At 66.0% G+C, this 16,968-nt stretch carries 15 protein-coding genes; 7 read left to right on the top strand and 8 right to left on the bottom strand.

Annotated elements, in window-relative coordinates:
- The first annotated feature begins 117 nt into the window (after positions 1-117).
- Positions 118-1,560 carry a cardiolipin synthase gene (cls, locus tag M3I54_RS20625; protein WP_254339232.1) on the top strand — a complete coding sequence of 481 codons (1,443 nt, stop codon included), beginning with the start codon at positions 118-120 and terminating at the stop codon, positions 1,558-1,560.
- A 26-nt stretch (positions 1,561-1,586) separates the two neighbouring features.
- Here cls and M3I54_RS20620 read toward each other — a convergent pair whose 3' ends face one another.
- Entirely contained in the window at positions 1,587-2,069 is a 483-nt protein-coding gene (locus M3I54_RS20620; protein ID WP_254339230.1) for a glutathione peroxidase, read from the bottom strand.
- 176 nt (positions 2,070-2,245) lie between these two features.
- On the opposite strand from M3I54_RS20620, the gene M3I54_RS20615 reads away from it, so the two are divergent.
- Positions 2,246-4,195 (top strand): ATP-binding cassette domain-containing protein, encoded by a 1,950-nt coding sequence (locus M3I54_RS20615; RefSeq protein WP_254339228.1) that lies wholly within the window; start codon positions 2,246-2,248, stop codon positions 4,193-4,195.
- A 66-nt stretch (positions 4,196-4,261) separates the two neighbouring features.
- Positions 4,262-5,491, top strand: a complete 1,230-nt coding sequence (locus M3I54_RS20610; protein WP_254339226.1) for a CaiB/BaiF CoA-transferase family protein — start codon at positions 4,262-4,264, stop codon at positions 5,489-5,491.
- 69 nt (positions 5,492-5,560) lie between these two features.
- On the opposite strand, the gene M3I54_RS20605 is transcribed toward M3I54_RS20610, so the two are convergent.
- The 3 genes from M3I54_RS20605 to alr all read right to left on the bottom strand — a co-directional run bounded on the left by M3I54_RS20605 (position 5,561) and on the right by alr (position 8,429).
- Entirely contained in the window at positions 5,561-5,824 is a 264-nt protein-coding gene (locus tag M3I54_RS20605; RefSeq protein WP_254339224.1) for a DUF2866 domain-containing protein, read from the bottom strand.
- Positions 5,825-5,965: 141 nt separating this feature from the next.
- The gene (radA, locus tag M3I54_RS20600) at positions 5,966-7,342 is read right to left on the bottom strand and encodes a DNA repair protein RadA (RefSeq protein ID WP_254315395.1); all 1,377 of its coding nucleotides are present in this window, start codon (positions 7,340-7,342) and stop codon (positions 5,966-5,968) included.
- Positions 7,343-7,358: 16 nt separating this feature from the next.
- Entirely contained in the window at positions 7,359-8,429 is a 1,071-nt protein-coding gene (alr, locus tag M3I54_RS20595; RefSeq protein ID WP_254339216.1) for an alanine racemase, read from the bottom strand.
- A 220-nt stretch (positions 8,430-8,649) separates the two neighbouring features.
- Here alr and lplT point away from each other — a divergent pair, with 220 nt between their 5' ends.
- Together lplT and thiD are read left to right on the top strand one after the other, a co-directional pair.
- The gene (gene lplT / locus M3I54_RS20590; protein ID WP_254339214.1) at positions 8,650-9,960 is read left to right on the top strand and encodes a lysophospholipid transporter LplT; all 1,311 of its coding nucleotides are present in this window, start codon (positions 8,650-8,652) and stop codon (positions 9,958-9,960) included.
- A gap of 105 nt (positions 9,961-10,065) precedes the next feature.
- Positions 10,066-10,872, top strand: a complete 807-nt coding sequence (thiD, locus tag M3I54_RS20585) for a bifunctional hydroxymethylpyrimidine kinase/phosphomethylpyrimidine kinase (RefSeq protein WP_254339213.1) — start codon at positions 10,066-10,068, stop codon at positions 10,870-10,872.
- 16 nt (positions 10,873-10,888) lie between these two features.
- Here thiD and M3I54_RS20580 read toward each other — a convergent pair whose 3' ends face one another.
- From M3I54_RS20580 to tsaB, 4 genes are all read right to left on the bottom strand, one after another.
- A complete protein-coding gene (locus M3I54_RS20580) occupies positions 10,889-11,866 on the bottom strand; it encodes a DUF1853 family protein (RefSeq protein ID WP_254339211.1) in 978 nt (325 codons plus the stop codon).
- Between the two features lie 83 nt (positions 11,867-11,949).
- Positions 11,950-12,945 carry a uracil-DNA glycosylase family protein gene (locus M3I54_RS20575; RefSeq protein WP_254339209.1) on the bottom strand — a complete coding sequence of 332 codons (996 nt, stop codon included), beginning with the start codon at positions 12,943-12,945 and terminating at the stop codon, positions 11,950-11,952.
- Positions 12,932-13,426, bottom strand: coding sequence for a ribosomal protein S18-alanine N-acetyltransferase (gene rimI, locus M3I54_RS20570; protein ID WP_254339207.1), 495 nt, complete (start codon positions 13,424-13,426; stop codon positions 12,932-12,934). The genes M3I54_RS20575 and rimI overlap by 14 nt, the downstream gene beginning before the upstream one ends.
- The gene (gene tsaB / locus M3I54_RS20565; RefSeq protein WP_254339205.1) at positions 13,423-14,232 is read right to left on the bottom strand and encodes a tRNA (adenosine(37)-N6)-threonylcarbamoyltransferase complex dimerization subunit type 1 TsaB; all 810 of its coding nucleotides are present in this window, start codon (positions 14,230-14,232) and stop codon (positions 13,423-13,425) included. Before tsaB ends, rimI begins: the two co-directional genes overlap by 4 nt.
- A gap of 189 nt (positions 14,233-14,421) precedes the next feature.
- On the opposite strand from tsaB, the gene M3I54_RS20560 reads away from it, so the two are divergent.
- Positions 14,422-14,691, top strand: coding sequence for an acyl-CoA-binding protein (locus M3I54_RS20560; RefSeq protein ID WP_254339203.1), 270 nt, complete (start codon positions 14,422-14,424; stop codon positions 14,689-14,691).
- A gap of 419 nt (positions 14,692-15,110) precedes the next feature.
- Positions 15,111-16,832, top strand: a complete 1,722-nt coding sequence (locus tag M3I54_RS20555) for a DEAD/DEAH box helicase (protein ID WP_254339200.1) — start codon at positions 15,111-15,113, stop codon at positions 16,830-16,832.
- The last annotated feature ends 136 nt before the right edge of the window (positions 16,833-16,968 follow it).

The raw sequence follows: 16,968 nt of genomic DNA, 5'->3' as shown, positions 1-16,968 counted from the left end.
GCAGGACTGGGACGATAGCCGTCGTCGCAGCGGGTTCGGTAAGATTGAGCCCTCCGGCCGTGCGCCTCCCGGCGCGGGCCGGCCCTGCGTCCGGCTGAAGGAGCGTCCCACGCCTCTATGCGATTCGACTGGTCACACCTCGGCACGCTGCTCGCGATCATCCATCTGCTTGGACTGATCGCAGCGTGCCACGCCATCCTCAACACGCGCACCTCGCAAGGCGCGATTGCCTGGGCCGTCTCGCTCGCGACGATGCCCTACCTCACGCTCGTCCCGTATCTCTTTCTCGGCCGCAGCAAGTTCGCGGGCTATGCGGACGCGAGGCGCCTGCGCAACGAAACCTTGCGCTCACGCGCCCACGCGCCCGACTGGGACAAGCTCGTCTCCACGGGCGAATGGCCTGCCGACGAACTGGGCGTGCGCGTGATCCGCACGTTCGCGCGCCTGGGCGGGATGCCGCTCGTGCCGGGCAACGCCGTGCGCACGCTCGTGAATGGCGAAGCGACCTTCTCCGCCATCTTCGATGCGATCGAGCAAGCCCGGCACTACGTGATCGTGCAGTTCTTCATCGTGCGCGCCGACGCGCTCGGCGACATGCTCAAGGACGTGCTGCTCGACTGCAGCAAACGCGGCGTGCGCGTGTATTTCCTGTACGACAGCATCGGCTCGTTCGACCTGCCCGCCAGCTACGTGCACGAGTTGCAGGACGGCGGCGTGGAAGTGCACCCGTTCTCCACGAAGCGCCACTTCGTCAATCGCTTCCAGCTCAATTTCCGCAACCACCGCAAAATCGTCGTAGTGGACGGCCAGCACGCGTTCGTGGGCGGCCACAACGTGGGTATCGAATACCTGGGCGCGAACGCGCGCCTCTCTCCGTGGCGCGATACGCATATCGAACTGCGCGGACCGGCGGTCGCCAACGTGCAGTTCGCCTTCACCGAGGACTGGTACTGGGCCACCCAGCAGCTTCCCGGCTGCGAGCCGCCCACCGTCGTGCCGCGGGACGGCGACGACATGTACTGCCTCGTCTTGCCCACGGGGCCGGCCGACCGCCAGGAGACATGCTCGCTCTTCTTCGTCGAGGCGATCAACGCCGCAAAAAAACGCCTCTGGATCACGACACCCTACCTCGTGCCCGACGAAGCCGTGTTTTCGGCCCTGCGCCTCGCAGCGCTGCGAGGCGTGGACGTGCGCATCATGATCCCGAGCCGGCGCGACCATTACGTGGTATTCGAGGCGTCCATGCTGTACGCCTTCGACGCGGTGCGCGCGGGCATCCGCATCTTTCGCTACAAGCCGGGCTTTTTGCACCAGAAGGTCGTGCTGATCGACGACGTAGCTGCAGCTATCGGCAGCGCGAATCTGGACAACCGCTCGTTTCGCCTGAACTTCGAGATCATGGTGCTGACCGTGCATCGCGGCTTCGCGGCCGAAGTCGAAGCGATGCTGCTGCGCGACTTCGAAGAGACGTTCGAGATCGACCGCAGCGAGTACCGCGACGCGCCCGCATGGCGCAAGATCACGATGCATCTCGCGCGGCTCTTCGCGCCGATTCTCTAGCGGGCGTCTATTCCGCCCGGCTACGCTCAGAGCTGCTTTTCGATGTCCGCTGCGATGGCCTCGGGTTTCGTCACGGGCGCATAGCGCTTCACCACGCCGCCGTTGCGGTCGACCAGAAACTTGGTGAAATTCCACTTGATGCCTTCGAGCCCGAGCAGCCCCGGCGCCTCGCCCGTGAGCCAGCGATACAGCGGATGCGCGTTCGCCCCGTTCACGTCGATCTTCTCGAACATCGGGAACGTGACGCCGTAGTTCTTCTCGCAGAAGCTGCCGATCTGCGCGGCGTCGCCAGGTTCCTGCTTGCCGAACTGGTTGCACGGAAAGCCGAGCACCGCGAGCCCGCGCGCGGCGTACTGGTCGTAGAGCTTTTGCAGGCCCGCGTACTGCGGCGTGAATCCGCATTCGCTCGCGGTATTGACGATCAGGAGCACCTTGCCCGTATAGCGGTCGAGGCCCACCGGCTCGCCGCTGCCGAGCGGTTGCGCCGAAAACGAATAGATCGATGTCATCTAGCTCTCCCGTGGAAAAGCGCCAGTCTACGTGAGAAAACGTGCAATTAGCACTCGACCAAACGGCTAGCCGTTCGGCCAATGCCGGCCGGAGCGCGGCACAGGCTGCGCGCCCCGGTCTGCGCGCCCCGGTCTAAAATAGCGCTTTCTTTCGTTTTCTACCTGCCGACGCCGTCGTGATCCGCTTCAACCAATTCAGTCTTGCCCGTGGCACCAAGCCGCTTTTCGAACAGACCTCGTTCACGCTGAATCCCGGCGAAAACGTCGGTCTCATCGGCGCAAACGGCGCGGGAAAATCGACCCTGTTCGCCGTGCTGCGTGGCGAGTTGCATGCCGACGCCGGCGACTTCTCGCTGCCGCCGTCGTGGCGCATCGCGCACGTCGCGCAGGAAACCCCGGCGGTCGACCGCACCGCGCTCGACTACGCGCTAGACGGCGACGCCGCGCTGCGCGAAATCGAGGCCCGCATCGCCGCGGCCTCGGCGGCGCACGACGGCGCGGCCGAAGCCGAAGCGCACGGCGCCTTCGCCGACGCCGATGGCTACACCGCCCCCGCGCGAGCCGAAGCATTGCTGCTCGGCCTCGGCTTCACGCTCGAGCACACGCGCCAGCCCGTTGCGAGCTTTTCGGGCGGCTGGCGCATGCGCCTGAACCTCGCGCAGGCGCTCATGTGCCGCTCCGACCTGTTGCTGCTCGACGAGCCCACGAACCACCTGGATCTGGACGCGATCGTCTGGCTCGAAGACTGGCTGCACCGCTATCCCGGCACGCTCGTCGTGATCTCGCACGACCGCGAATTCCTCGACTCGATCTGCGACGTCACGCTGCATCTGGAGAACCAGCAGATCAAGCGTTACGGCGGCAATTACTCGCAGTTCGAGATCCTGCGAGCGCAACAACTGACGCTGCAGCAAAGCGCGTATGAAAAGCAGCAGCGCACCGTCGCCCACTTGCAAAGCTTCATCGACCGCTTCAAGGCCAAGGCCACCAAGGCGCGCCAGGCGCAAAGCCGCGTGAAGGCGCTGGAAAAGATGGAGCTGATCGCACCGGCGCACGCCAGCTCGCCGTTCACGTTCGAATTCCGCACGCCCGACTCCGCGCCCAACCCCATGCTCGTGATGGAAGACGTGCGCTGCGGCTATCGGGCCGAGGACGGCAGCGAAACGCCCATCGTCGAGCGCGTCACGCTCTCGATCCAGAACGGCCAGCGCATTGGCCTGCTCGGTGCGAACGGCCAGGGCAAGTCCACGCTCATCAAGACGCTCGCGGGCACGCTCGCGGCGCTCTCCGGCGAGCTGCGCACAGGCAAGGGCCTGCAAATCGGCTATTTCGCGCAGCACCAGCTCGAAACGCTGCGCCCGGACGACTCGCCGCTCCAGCATCTCGCCCGCCTCGCGCCGGACACGCGCGAGCAGGAGCTGCGCGACTTCCTCGGCGGCTTCAACTTCCCCGGCGAAATGGCCGCGGCGCCCATCGCGCCGTTCTCGGGCGGCGAGAAGGCACGCCTCGCGCTCGCGCTCATCATCTGGCAAAAGCCCAACCTGCTGCTGCTCGACGAGCCGACCAACCACCTCGACCTCGAAACGCGCTATGCGCTGACCATGGCGCTCGCGCAGTTCGAAGGCACGCTGATCCTCGTTTCGCACGACCGGCATTTGCTGCGCGCCACGACCGATCAATTCATGCTGGTGGCGAAGCACCGTCTGCAGCCGTTCGACGGCGACCTCGACGACTACCGCGACTGGCTGCTTCAACACGCGGCCGAGCAACGCGCGGCGCTCAAGGAGGCCGCTTCCGGCACGGCGAATGCGGCAAACGGCGCAAATACTGCCGATGGCGTCAATCGCAAGGAGCAGCGCCGCCAGGAAGCAGAGCAGCGCCAGAAGGTTGCGCACCTGAAAAGGCCGTTACAGGCGAAAATCGGCAAGATCGAAAAGGAAATGGATGCGCTCAACAGCGAAAAGAGCACGCTCGACGCTTTCGTCGCCGACCCGGCGAGCTACGAGCCGGAGCAGAAGAGCCGCCTGACTGAAGCGATTCGCCGGCAGGCCGACGTCGCCTTGCGCCTCGAAACGCTCGAAGCCGAATGGCTCGATGCGCACGAGGAACTCGAGCAGATCGGCTAGCGCAGCGTTGAATCACCATCGCGCCATTAGGCGCTTTCGCCAGGTATCTTCGCCAGGGAGCCACGAGTGTCGTCACCCGCCGCATTGCAGGGCCTTCGCGTACTGGATCTGACCCGCCTTCTGCCCGGGCCCGTGGCCACCTTGCGGCTCGCGGAAATGGGCGCCGATGTCCTGAAAATCGAGCCGCCCGGTGCGGGCGACGCCGCGCGCGTGATGATGCAGAGCGCGGTGGACGAAGTGGCCGCGCGCCCCGGTGCGTTCTATCGCCTCGTCAATCGCGGCAAGCGCGAAACGCGGGTCGATTTGAAGACCGAGAGCGGCCGCTCGGTGTTGTTCGCGCTCGCGCGCGACGCCGACGTGCTCGTCGAAAGTTTCCGGCCCGGTGTGATGGACCGCCTCGGCGTAGGCTACGAGGCGTTGCACAAGATCAATCCGAAACTCGTCTACTGCGCGATCACGGGCTACGGCACGACCGGCCCGTTCGCTGGCCATCCGGGCCACGATATCAACTATGTCGCTTATTCGGGCGTGCTAGACCAATTGGCCACGCGCGACGGCGTGCCGGTGCTGCCCAATTTTCAGATCGCCGACCTGCTTGGCGGCGCGCTCAGCGCGGTCACACAGATTCTCGCGGCGCTCTGGCATGTGGCGCGCGGCGGCGAGGGCCGTTTCGTCGATGTTTCGATGGCGCACGCGAGCTACGCGCATAACGTGGTCGCCCAAGTCGCGCTAGCCAACGACGACGCAGCGGCGCTGCAACCAGGCGGAGGTCTGCTCAACGGCGGCGTGCCCTGCTACAACCTCTATCGCACGCAGGACGGAAGGTGGCTCGCCGTCGGCGCGCTCGAACTGAAATTCTGGCAGACGCTGTGCCACGCCATTGGCCGCGACGACTGGGCCGAGCGCCACTGGAGTCTCGGTCAGGCGATCGGCGGCGCGGATGCCGCCGCGCTCACGCGCGAGTTGGCCGCCATCATGGAGTCGGAGTCGCTGCAGACATGGATCGACCGTCTGGAGGCGATCGACACCTGTGTTTCTCCGGTGCTCACGCCAGGGGAGGCTTCGCGCCATCCCCTCTTCAATGCCGAAGTCCTGCAAGCCATGATGGACGAAATGGCCGCGAGGCAAACGCAGCAGGCCGCACCCGGTATGCAGGCGGCACCTTTTCACCCAGGTGGTCAGCCGCAAGGCATGCATTCCGGCCAACCTGCCCAACACGGCCAGGGCGCCCAAGGCGCCGACACGTCGGGCGCGCCTGGCGGCAAAAAGCCTTTCACTTACGGACCCTGGGGCTAGCCTGCGGCGTATGCCGCATCACCCGTGAGCACAATACAAAATGGGCGCTTCGCAGCGCCCATTTTTTGTTTAGCGTCGCGGCAGCGTTTGCCGCGGCGACCGTTCGTCGTCATACATCACGTACTTGCGGCCTTCCACGTGGTGCGCAATGGTGCTGCGCACCTCGGCCGCCGTCACGTCTTCTGCCACGACGCGGCGCGAAATGCGCCCGTCGCCATCGATCCACTCGACGATGCGGCACGTGCTGCCCCAAGGCTGCATGAGCGGCTCGGACACCCGGCAGCCGCGCACGACGATCGAACGATCGCCGAAGGACGTATCAGTCTGTTTCAAGTCGTTATCCTTTCCGCTCGACACGGGTTGAACATCGCGCCAAGGATAGGGAAATCGCAGTCTGAAATGGTTACAGCCGGAACCAGGGTTGTTACTAATCATTACGCGCCAGTACAAGCCATCTGCACGCGCACGGCGTGCTCAATCCAGTTCGCGTACCCGGTCGATCGCTTCCTCGAGGCGCTCCACCGCAATCACCTGTAAACCTTCGATCGGCTGTTTCGGCGCATTGGCGCGGGGAATCAGCGCGCATGAAAAACCAAGCTTCGCCGCTTCCTTCAGACGATCCTGACCGCGCGGCGAGGGTCGGATCTCGCCCGCGAGGCCGACCTCGCCAAAGACGATCAGACCCTTGGGCAACGCCTTGTTACGCATCGAAGAGTGAATGGCGAGCAGCACGGCGAGATCCGCGGCCGGCTCCGTGATCTTCACGCCACCCACGGCGTTGAGGAATACGTCCTGATCGAAGCACGCGATGCCTGCATGGCGATGCAGCACCGCCAGCAGCATGGCAAGCCGGTTCTGTTCGAGGCCGACGGCCAGGCGCCGCGGATTCGGCACGTGCGCCGTGTCAACGAGCGCCTGCACCTCGACGAGCAGCGGCCGCGAGCCTTCCTGGGTCACAAGCACGCAGGAGCCCGGCACGCTCTGCTCGTGCTGCGAGAGAAAGAGCGCCGAGGGATTCGCCACGCCCCGCAGGCCTTTCTCGGTCATCGCGAACACGCCCAGCTCGTTGACCGCGCCGAAGCGGTTCTTGAACGCGCGCACGAGCCGGAACGACGAATGCGTGTCGCCTTCGAAATACAGCACGGTATCGACGATGTGCTCGAGCACCCGCGGGCCCGCGAGGTTGCCCTCCTTCGTCACGTGCCCGACCATGATGATCGCCGTGCCCGACTGCTTGGCGATGCGCGTGAGCTGCGCCGCGCACTCGCGCACCTGCGCAACCGAGCCGGGCGCGGAAGTCAGCGCTTCGGAGTAGATCGTCTGGATCGAGTCGATGACCGCGACGTCGGGCTTCTCAGCCTCGATCGTCGCCTGGATCTTTTCGAGCTGGATCTCGGCGAGCAGTTGCAGTTCGCTCGCCAAGGAGCCGGGATCGAGCAGCGCCAATCGTTGCGCGCGCAACGCGATCTGCGCCGCGGATTCTTCACCGCTTATATATAGTGCGCGACGCTCAGCCGCGATTTGCGCGAGCGACTGCAGCAGCAGCGTCGATTTGCCGATGCCGGGGTCGCCGCCGATCAGCACCACGCCGCCCGCTACGAGGCCGCCGCCCAGCACGCGGTCGAACTCGCCCACGCCGGTCGTGAAGCGCGGCACGTCGGACGCCTCGATATCGGCGAGACGCCGCACCGGGGCGCTCTTCGCGAGCGACTGGAAGCGGTGACTGCTCGCCGTTTCGGCAACGCCTTCCACGAGCGTGTTCCACGCGCCGCACGCAGGGCACTGGCCTTGCCACTTGGGCGCCTGCCCGCCGCATTCGGTGCACGTGTACAGTGTCTTGACCTTCGCCATGCTCTTTGCCATGGCGTTATTCGGCCCGCACGGGAACACGCGGCGCAACGGCGCACATCAGCTCGTAGCCGATCGTGCCACAGGCTTTCGCGACGTCGTCGATGGGCAGATTGTTGCCCCACAGTTCCACGCGCGCGCCCACGCCCGCGCTGCGCACTGGCGTGAGGTCGACGGTGAGCATGTCCATGGAAACGCGGCCCACCACATGCGTGAGCACGCCGTCGACGATCACGGGCGTGCCTTCGGGCGCGACGCGCGGATAACCGTCGGCATAACCGCACGCCACCACGCCGATGCGCATGGGCTTGCGCGTCGTGAAGATCGAGCCGTAGCCAACGGTCTGGCCTTCGGCGACATGCTGCGTGGCGATGAGTTCGGATGCGAGCGTCATGGCCGGCTGCAGGCCTGTCCCTTCGAGCGCCGAGGCGAAGCCCGAAGGCGAAGCACCATAAAGAATGATGCCGGGGCGCACCCAGTCGAAGTGCGTCGAAGGATGCCAGAGCGTGGCGGCCGAATTGGCGAGGCTGCGCGCGCCGGCAATGCCTTGCGCGCCGCGCTCGAACGTTGCCATCTGCTCGCCGACGCCGCGCGGTGTGTCGGCGTCCGCGAAGTGCGTCATCAGCGTGATCTGGCCGATACCGGCACAGGCACGCGCACGCTCCCATGCGGCGCGATACTTCTCCGGTGTGTAGCCGAGCCGGTTCATGCCGCTATTCATCTTGAGCTGAACGTTGACCGGCTTCGAGAGACGCGCCATTTCAAGCATGCGCATCTGCTCGTCGCTGTGCACGACGGTCGTGAGGCTATAGCGGTCGATCACGTCGATATCGGTCGGCCGGAAAAAACCTTCGAGCAGCAGGATCGGCCCCGCCCAGCCGAGTTCGCGCAGTTTCACGGCCTCCTCGAGGTCGAGCAGGCCGAAACCGTCGGTTGCGCGCAGGCCGGGAAACGCGCGCGCTAGCCCGTGCCCGTAGGCGTTGGCCTTCACCACGGCCCAGATTTTCGACTTAGGCGCGTACTTGCGGACGACGGCGAGGTTATTGGCGAGAGCGGCGGTGTGGATCGTTGCTGAGAGGGGGCGCGGCATAGGAGATTTTTTCGCAAAGACGCTTTCGAATCAGGAGCTTACAGGGTGTTTTCAGAGCCCGGCAGGCCCGCCTGACGGGCGCTCAAGGATTGTGCTAGTCCGAATGCACCTATTTTCGTGATATAAAGCCCTGCGCACAACCCATTTCGAACGTAATAAGCCCGGATGCCTCCCACCCGTCCGGGGCGGACGGACCGCAGCGAGGAAAGCATCGCATCAGATGAAAAAAGGCTTTTACACCATCATGGCCGCGCAGTTTTTTTCGTCGTTGGCCGACAATGCGCTCCTCATCGCTGCGATTGCACTGCTTAAAGATCTCCACGCCCCGAACTGGATGACGCCGCTGCTCAAGCTGTTCTTCGTCCTCTCCTACGTCGTTCTTGCCGCCTTCGTCGGCGCCTTTGCAGATTCCCGCCCCAAGGGCCGCGTGATGTTCATCACGAACACGATCAAGGTCGTGGGCTGCGCCCTGATGCTGGCCGGCACCCACCCCTTGTTTGCCTATGGCGTAGTGGGATTCGGCGCGGCGGCTTATTCGCCCGCCAAGTACGGCATCCTGACCGAGCTGCTGCCGCCTGAGCGGCTCGTCGCTGCCAACGGCTGGATCGAGGGCACGACAGTCGGCTCGATCATCCTCGGCACGGTGCTCGGCGGCGCGTTGATCAGCCCCCACATCGCCTCGCATGTGCTGCGCCATACGCCCGCCGCGATCAGCACACCCGCCGAAGCCGCGATGGTCGTCATCATGGTGATTTACGTGATCGCCGCCCTCTTCAATCTGCGCATTCCCGACACTGGCGCACGCTACCCGCGCCAGCAGCACGGTGTCATCCGCCTCATCACCGATTTCGCCGACTGCTTTAACACGCTCTGGCGCGACAAGCTCGGCCAGATCTCGCTTGCGGTCACAACGCTCTTCTGGGGTGCGGGCGCGACGCTGCAATTCATCGTGCTCAAGTGGGCCGAAGTTTCGCTCGGCATGTCGCTCTCCGAAGGCGCGGTGCTCCAGGCCGTGGTGGCCGTGGGCGTGGCGGCCGGCGCCATGATCGCGGCCGCGCGCGTGCCGCTCAAGAAGTCGCTCTCGGTGCTGCCGGTCGGCATCATCATGGGTCTTGCGGTCATGCTGATGGCGTTCTACACGCGATATCTCTTTCCGCCGCATTGGGGCCTGCATATTGGCCACATGCGCATTCCCGGCTACCTGATTTTCGCGTACATCTTCCTCATGATCGTGGGCGGCCTTTCGGGCTTCTTCGTCGTGCCGATGAACGCGCTGCTCCAGCACCGCGGCCACGTGCTGCTCTCCGCCGGCCACTCCATCGCCGTGCAGAACTTCAACGAGAACCTCTCGGTGCTCGTGATGCTGTGCCTCTACGCCGTGCTCGTCTGGCTCGACGTGCCGGTGACCATCGTGATCGTGCTGTTCGGCACGTTCGTCTGCCTGATGATGTGGCTCGTGATGCGTCGCCACCAGGCGAATCAACGCTCGTTCGACTCGGTCGCGCTGATCGGCGAAAATCACAGGCATTGATGGGCGCTCCTGTGCGCACACAATCCGGCCGCCACGTCTGCTGAATCGATCCTTCCCTGCGCACGCGCGGCGCCATGCCGCGCGCGACGCGCACCTGACGCTGCCATGACTTCTCCGATTTTCAACGTTCTCACGATCGCCGGCTCCGACTCGGGCGGCGGTGCGGGCATTCAGGCCGACCTCAAGGCGTTCTCCGCGCTCGGCGCGTACGGCGCAAGCGTCATCACGGCGCTCACCGCGCAGAACACACGCGGCGTCACGGCGATCCACGCGCCCGACGCGGGTTTTGTCACGGCGCAGCTCGACGCCGTGTTCGACGACATCCGCATCGACTCCGTGAAGATCGGCATGCTCGCCAACGCGGAGATCGTGCGCGCCGTCGCCGACGCGCTGCGCCGCCATCAGCCGCCGCGCGTCGTGCTCGACACCGTGATGATCTCGAAGAGCAATCACGCGCTGCTCGCGCCCGAAGCCGTTGCTGCGCTGCGCGAAGAGTTACTGCCGCTAGCGGGCGTCGTCACGCCGAATCTGCCGGAAGCCGCGGCGTTGCTCGGCGTCTCGCCCGCCGCAGACGAAGCCGCGATGGTGGAGCAAGGCGAAGCGCTGCGCGCGCTCGGTGCGCAGGCGGTGCTGATGAAAGGCGGGCACCTGGGCAGCGCGGACAGCCCCGACTGGCTCATCGAGGCCGGCGGCACGCTGCGCCTGGGCGGCCCGCGCGTGCCGGTCACGAATACGCACGGCACGGGCTGCACGCTCTCTTCTGCCATTGCCGCACTGTGGCCGCAGCGCGGGGCACTCGCACCGGCCATTGGCGAAGCCAAGCAATATCTGACGGCGGCGCTGGAGGCCAGCGAGCGGCTCGACGTCGGTCATGGCGTCGGACCCGTGCATCACTTCTGGCGCTGGTGGTGAGCGTGCTTTCGCGCGCTCATTGACGTGCAAATGCCGCGGCGCGCGCAGGCCAGTCGTCGGGAACGATGAAGCCGCGCGACAGTTCTCGGTAGCCGCCTGTGCTGTCGGCCGAGAATGCCGCGACCAGCACGGGGTCGTCTGGCCGGGCTAGCGCGTCGAGTAACGCGTTGGGGTCGACCGGGGCTGCGACTGCCGTGCCCGGCGCAGCCGCCAGCCTGCGCGGCGCAAGCCATGCGAGCCTCGGCAACACGTTCCAGCCGTCAGCCGCCTGTTGCTGGGCGAAGGCTGGCCAGTCCGAACGCATCACCCACCAGCCGCGCCCATGATCTGCGGCTAGCTCGGGGGCGTCTTCCACCCGTGACGGCGCCGCCTTTCCCGCCCGGTAGAAAAGCCAGCCTTTCACGAACATCTGCGCGAGCCATTGGCCTTCGTAACCCAGCGAGGCAAATTCTTCGCGCGCGCTCAAACGCAGTTGACGGTCGCGCAGATGCGTCAGTTTCAGGTCAAACCGATCGCGCAAATTCGGCCCGACGAATTCGGCGAGCAATGCACGTTCGTCATTGCCCGGTCCCGCGTGCAGGTAGCACTTCACCGCCAGTTCCCAATGCAAGCGCTCTCCGGCACGCGTTCGCACGAGAAAATCGCACTCGCCGAGCGTGAGCCCTGCACGCCGCAGCGGCACGTTCTGCGCGACTAGCTGCGCCGCGGGTCCATTCGCGAGAAACCATCCCAGTAAATTTTCGGCATAGCGGCCAAGGCGATGCGTCGGCGCGGCCATGAGCGCTTCGTGCAGACGCGCCGGATCACGATCGACCTGCGCGAGCCAGTCACGCGTGGCGCGAGCTTCATCGGCATTGGCGCACCATTGCGCTAGCGGCGCGAGCGGTGGTTGCGCACGCAATAGATCGGCGCTGAAGAGCAGCCACGCGAGATCGCGCACGGCTGGGTCGCCGAGGCGATCGATTACGTCGTGGTTCGCGCAAGTAGCGGGCACACGCTTCGACCCAGCATCATCTTGCGGCCCGCCGTCGCCCCCGGCACGGTTGGCACCGGATCCGTCCGCGGGCCGCGCGGCGTTCATCGCTCGCCGCCGGACGCCGCACGCCAGGTGTCGCGCGCGAGACAGAGGTCGGTCCAGGCCTTCGCCTTGTCGTGCAGGCTGCGCAGCAAATAAGCGGGATGATAGGTGACGATGACGGGCACGCCCTCGTACTCGTGGACGCGTCCGCGCAGCGATGCGATGCTGTCATCGGTCTTGAGCAGGCTTTGCGCCGCGAAACGCCCGAGCGCGACGATGATCTTCGGCTTCACGAGCGCCACCTGCCGCTGCAAATACGGCTCGCAGCGCGCGACCTCGTCGGGCTCCGGATTGCGGTTGCCAGGCGGCCTGCACTTGATGACGTTCGCGATATAGACGTTCTCACCCCGTGCGAGCGAGAGCGCGCGCAACATGTTGTCGAGCAGCTTGCCCGCCTGGCCGACGAAGGGCTCGCCCTGGCGGTCCTCGTTCTCGCCGGGCGCCTCGCCGATCAGCATCCAGTCGGCCTCGCGATCGCCCACGCCGAACACAGTGTTGGTGCGCTTCTCGCACAGGCGGCAGCGCGTGCACGAGGCCACGCATTCGGCGAGCGCGTCCCAGTCGAGCGTCGCGACATCGTTGCGCGGTGCGCCGCCAGCCTGAGCCGGCTCGGCGTCGTGTGGCAGAACCGGCTGAGCCACAGAGTCGAACCACGCGAAATCGTCGTCGGCGAGGGGCGGCGGTGCATCGGACGAATGCGGCGCGGGCTTCGATGGCGAAGCGGCGCGCGCAACGAGTTGCGGTGGTTGGGAGAGTTCCGGGGCGGCCGGTTGTGCTTCGGCTGGCTGCGGCGCAGCGACCGGACGCGTCGTTTGCACCACCGGCACCACCGGCGCTTCGGCTTCGGCTTCGGCTTCGGCGCGCGTCACCGCGGACAACGGCGCAACGACCTCTTCTTCGCGAGACGCTTCGAGCGGCGCAGCACCCTGCACCCCTTTGCGCACCCAGCGCGGCGCGAGCCCAAGCTCCTCCAGCGCGATCTCATCGAGCGACATCCGCGCCCTCCCCTGCAAAAGAAAAACGCATCACGAGTGCGTCCTCGCGGCTGTGATGCCGGGCCGGATAGTAGTTCTTGCGGCGGCCGATCGTGACGAAGCCGAACTGTTCGTACAGCCGGATTGCCCGGTGATTCGAAGGCCGAACTTCGAGCAGCAAGCCTTCGAGACTCTGCGTGTGCGCAATGCGCACCGCCTCGCGCAGCATCGCGAGCCCCGCGCCCGCACCCTGCGCCTGAGGCGCAACGCACAGATTCAGCAGATGCATCTCGTCGACCACGGGCATCAGCACGCAATAGCCGATCAGCGTGCCGGTGACGTGGCGCATGCACAGACCGTAGTAGCCATTGCGCAGCGAGTCCTCGAAGTTGCCGCGCGACCACGGAAACTCATACGCGGAACGCTCGATGATCGCGACTTCGTCCAGGTCGCTTTCGGTCATCGGCGACAGGTAGCGGTCGGTCATGAGCACGCCGCTCATTGCGTGCCCTCGCCACCCGCGCCACCGTGGGCGGCCGCCTTCGCGGCAAGGCGCTCGGCCGTGGTCTGCGCGACCTTGTTGCGCACGTATTCGGGCGCGGCCTGGTCGGCGGGTTGCGTGCGGCCCGCGCGAAACGCCCGCAACGCCGCGTGCGCAAGCGGCAATGCGTGGGGGAGCGCCTCGGCGTCGATCGTGCGCGCGGCGGCGGCGGCCGTCAGGCGCGCGCCGAACGCGGCGGCGGCGTTGCCCGCCAGCGTGAACGGTGTATCGGGCGCGGCGATGTGCTCCGGCGAGTCGAGCGATGCGGCCTGCAGCGTGCGCCAGTCGCCGGCTGCGGCATCCCACGCGTAGTCGGCCCAGTAGGCTTCGTCCATGCGCGCATCGAGCGCGGCCAGCACGCGGGTCGCGGCGGGATCGCGCAGCCGTGCGCTCTCCGCGCACACGAGCAGCGTGCCCACGGGCACCACCGGGATATCGAGGCCGAACGCGAGCCCCTGAGCCACGCCCGTCGCCGTGCGCAGCCCCGTGAAGGAGCCCGGGCCCGCGCCGAACGCGATCGCGTCGCAGTCGGCGAGCGTGAGGCCGGCTTCGTCGAACAATTCGCCAATGGCCGGCAGAAGCCGTGTGCTGGAGACGGCGCCCGTGGCTTCGTGGCGCACCCAGACGCTGACTTCCGAGCGCGATCCGGAGGCGGTCTCGCCGCCACCAGAAGGAGAACGATCTGCGCCGCCAGGGGCGACGCGAAGCAGCGCGACCGAGCAATATTCGGTCGAAGTATCGAGGGCAAGCAGCACGGTTTCGGTCATGAGCGCTATTGTAATGCCCCGCCTCCCGAGCGGGCCCACGGCTCTCGCCAACTGGCGGGTACGCGTGCGTCATGGCCTCTTTTGGTGCCGCCGTACCCGGCGCAAGTGGAGGAATCGCTCCAGCTTTTCAGGGGTTTGCGCTGCTACCATCGGCGCGCTGACCTGAACCAATATGCGGAGGAAACTACGATGAGCGACGTGAATACGAAGTTCGCCCAAGCCCAGCAAGACGTGCAGCAATTGCCGGAGCGTCCCGGCAACCTGACGCTGCTGCGCCTTTATGCGCTCTTCAAGCAGGCCACCGAAGGCGACGTCCACGGCGACAAGCCTGGCTTCACCGATATCGTCGGCAAGTACAAGCACGAAGCGTGGGCCGCGCTGCAAGGCACCGCGCAGGAAACGGCCAGGCAGCAGTATGTGGAATTGGTCGAATCGCTCAAGAGCGGCACCACGAGCTGAAGCGGAACGATTGAATTAAAAATTGGCGGGCGGCGGCGCCAGGCGGCCCGGCCTGCCGCGTCACACCGCCGCGCCCGTGCCCTCGCGGTGCATCGCTCTGGCGCGCCGCAACAAAACGAGATATACTGCGTGCTGCGTTGCGCTCCGGTCGCTCGTTCGATCAGCACAACGCCTCGTAGCGTTAAAGCTCCAATCCAGTTTAGAACCTGTCCCCTCCTGCCGTGGCCCTGTTTTCGGGCCGTCAAATATCAGGCTGGCGACTGGCCAATCCCGGCCTAAGTCGCACCCAAAACAGCTTCTAACGAAAAATCCCCCGTTGTGGGCGGATTGCCCCCGTTTTTCGATTTGTTCGCAAAATCCGACGACTTGGGTATGCCGATTGGCGCCGACGTTCTATTTCCTGTGTAACAAGGATTTTCATGACTTCGAGCAATACCCAAAGCCCCCTGGACGCAATCGCCGATCAGGCCCTCGGTCTTCCCGCCGCCGCCGACGCTTCCGCTGAAGCCCCCGCGCAGGCCGCCGAAGTTTCCGACGGTTCGGCGTTCGCGGCACTCGGTCTGTCGCCGGAGATCGTCTCCGGGCTGATCGCAGCGGGCTACAAGGCCCCGACGCCCGTGCAGGAACGCGCCATTCCTGCCGCCATCGCCGGCCGCGACCTGCTGGTCTCGAGCCCGACCGGTTCGGGCAAGACCGCAGCCTTCATGCTGCCCGCCATCGAGCGCTTCGCGCAGATCCAGAAGACGCTGGCTGCCCAGCCGCGCCCGCAAGGCGCGAACGCGCAGCAAGGCGATCGCCGCCAGCGCCGTCCGCAACCGGTGGCGCGCCCCGGTCTCCTCGTCCTCACGCCCACGCGCGAACTCGCGATGCAGGTGACCACGGCCGCTTCGACGTACGGCAAGCACCTGCGCCGTCTGCGCACGGTCAGCATTCTCGGCGGCGTGGCTTACGGCCAGCAGCTGATGCTGCTCGCGAAGAACCCCGAGATTCTCGTGGCGACCCCGGGCCGTCTGCTCGATCACCTCGAGCGCGGCCGCATCGATCTGTCCGAACTCAAGATGCTCGTGCTCGACGAAGCCGACCGCATGCTCGACATGGGCTTCATCGACGACATCGACACGATCGTCGCCGCTACGCCCGAAACGCGTCAGACCATGCTGTTCTCGGCCACGCTCGACGGCAAGATTGCTTCGATCACCAGCCGCCTGCTGAAGGACCCGGAACGTATCGAGATCGTGCGCAAGCTCGAAGCGAGCTCGAACATCGCGCAAACCGTGCACTACGTGGACGACCGCGATCACAAGGATCGTCTGCTCGACCATCTGCTGCGTGACGAAAGCCTCGACCAGGCTGTCGTGTTCACGGCCACGAAGATGGACGCCGACCAGCTCGCCGGCAAGCTCGCCGACGCTGGCTTCGAAAGCGCCGCGCTGCACGGCGACCTGCCGCAAGGCGCGCGTAACCGCACGATCCGTGCGCTGCGCGAGCGTCGCGTGCGCGTGCTCGTCGCGACCGACGTCGCGGCGCGCGGTATCGACATCCCCGGCATCACGCACGTGTTCAACTACGACCTGCCGAAGTTCGCCGAAGACTACGTGCACCGCATCGGCCGTACCGGCCGTGCAGGCCGCTCGGGTGTGGCAGTGAGCCTCGTGCATCACGCCGAGCAAGGCGCGCTCAAGCGCATCGAGCGCTTCGTGCGCTCGCCGCTGCCCGTGAACGTCGTGGCAGGTTTCGAGCCGCGCAAGGCGGCGCCGGCCAACCGTGGCTTCGGCGGCCGCGGCCGTCCGGCTGGTGGCAATGGCGGTGGTCGTCGCTTCGGCAACGGTAACGGTAACGGCAAGCCGGGTGGTTACGGCGCCCGTGGCAGCAATGGTGGCAACGGCAGTGGCAACGGCGGCGGCGATCGCAACGGCAACAGCTGGGGCAACAAGTCGGAAAGCCCGCGCGGCGGCTATGGCGCTCGCGACGGCGGCTCCGGCTCGCGTGAAGGCGGCTTCGGCGGCGGCTCGCGCGGCGGCGAAGGCAACCGTGGCGGCTTCGGCCAGCAACGCGAAGGCTACGGCCGCTCGCGCGAAGGCGGTGGCGGTTACGGCGCGCGCCGTAACGACGGCCCGCGTGGCGCACGTCGCGACAGCTAAATAGTCAAAAACGGCGCACGGCGCGGCCTTCGAGCCGTCCCGCCGCCGCAGCGAAACGCTCAGGACCGGTGCTTAGGCACCGGTCTTTTTTTATCTCCGCACAGATTTCACGATACGAAAAATTTTTTTGCTTCGT

It is taken from the genome of Paraburkholderia sp. CNPSo 3274 (genome assembly GCF_024206475.1).
In the GTDB taxonomy this organism is placed as follows: Bacteria; Pseudomonadota; Gammaproteobacteria; order Burkholderiales; family Burkholderiaceae; genus Paraburkholderia.
This window is presented reverse-complemented; position numbering and strand designations above follow the sequence as displayed.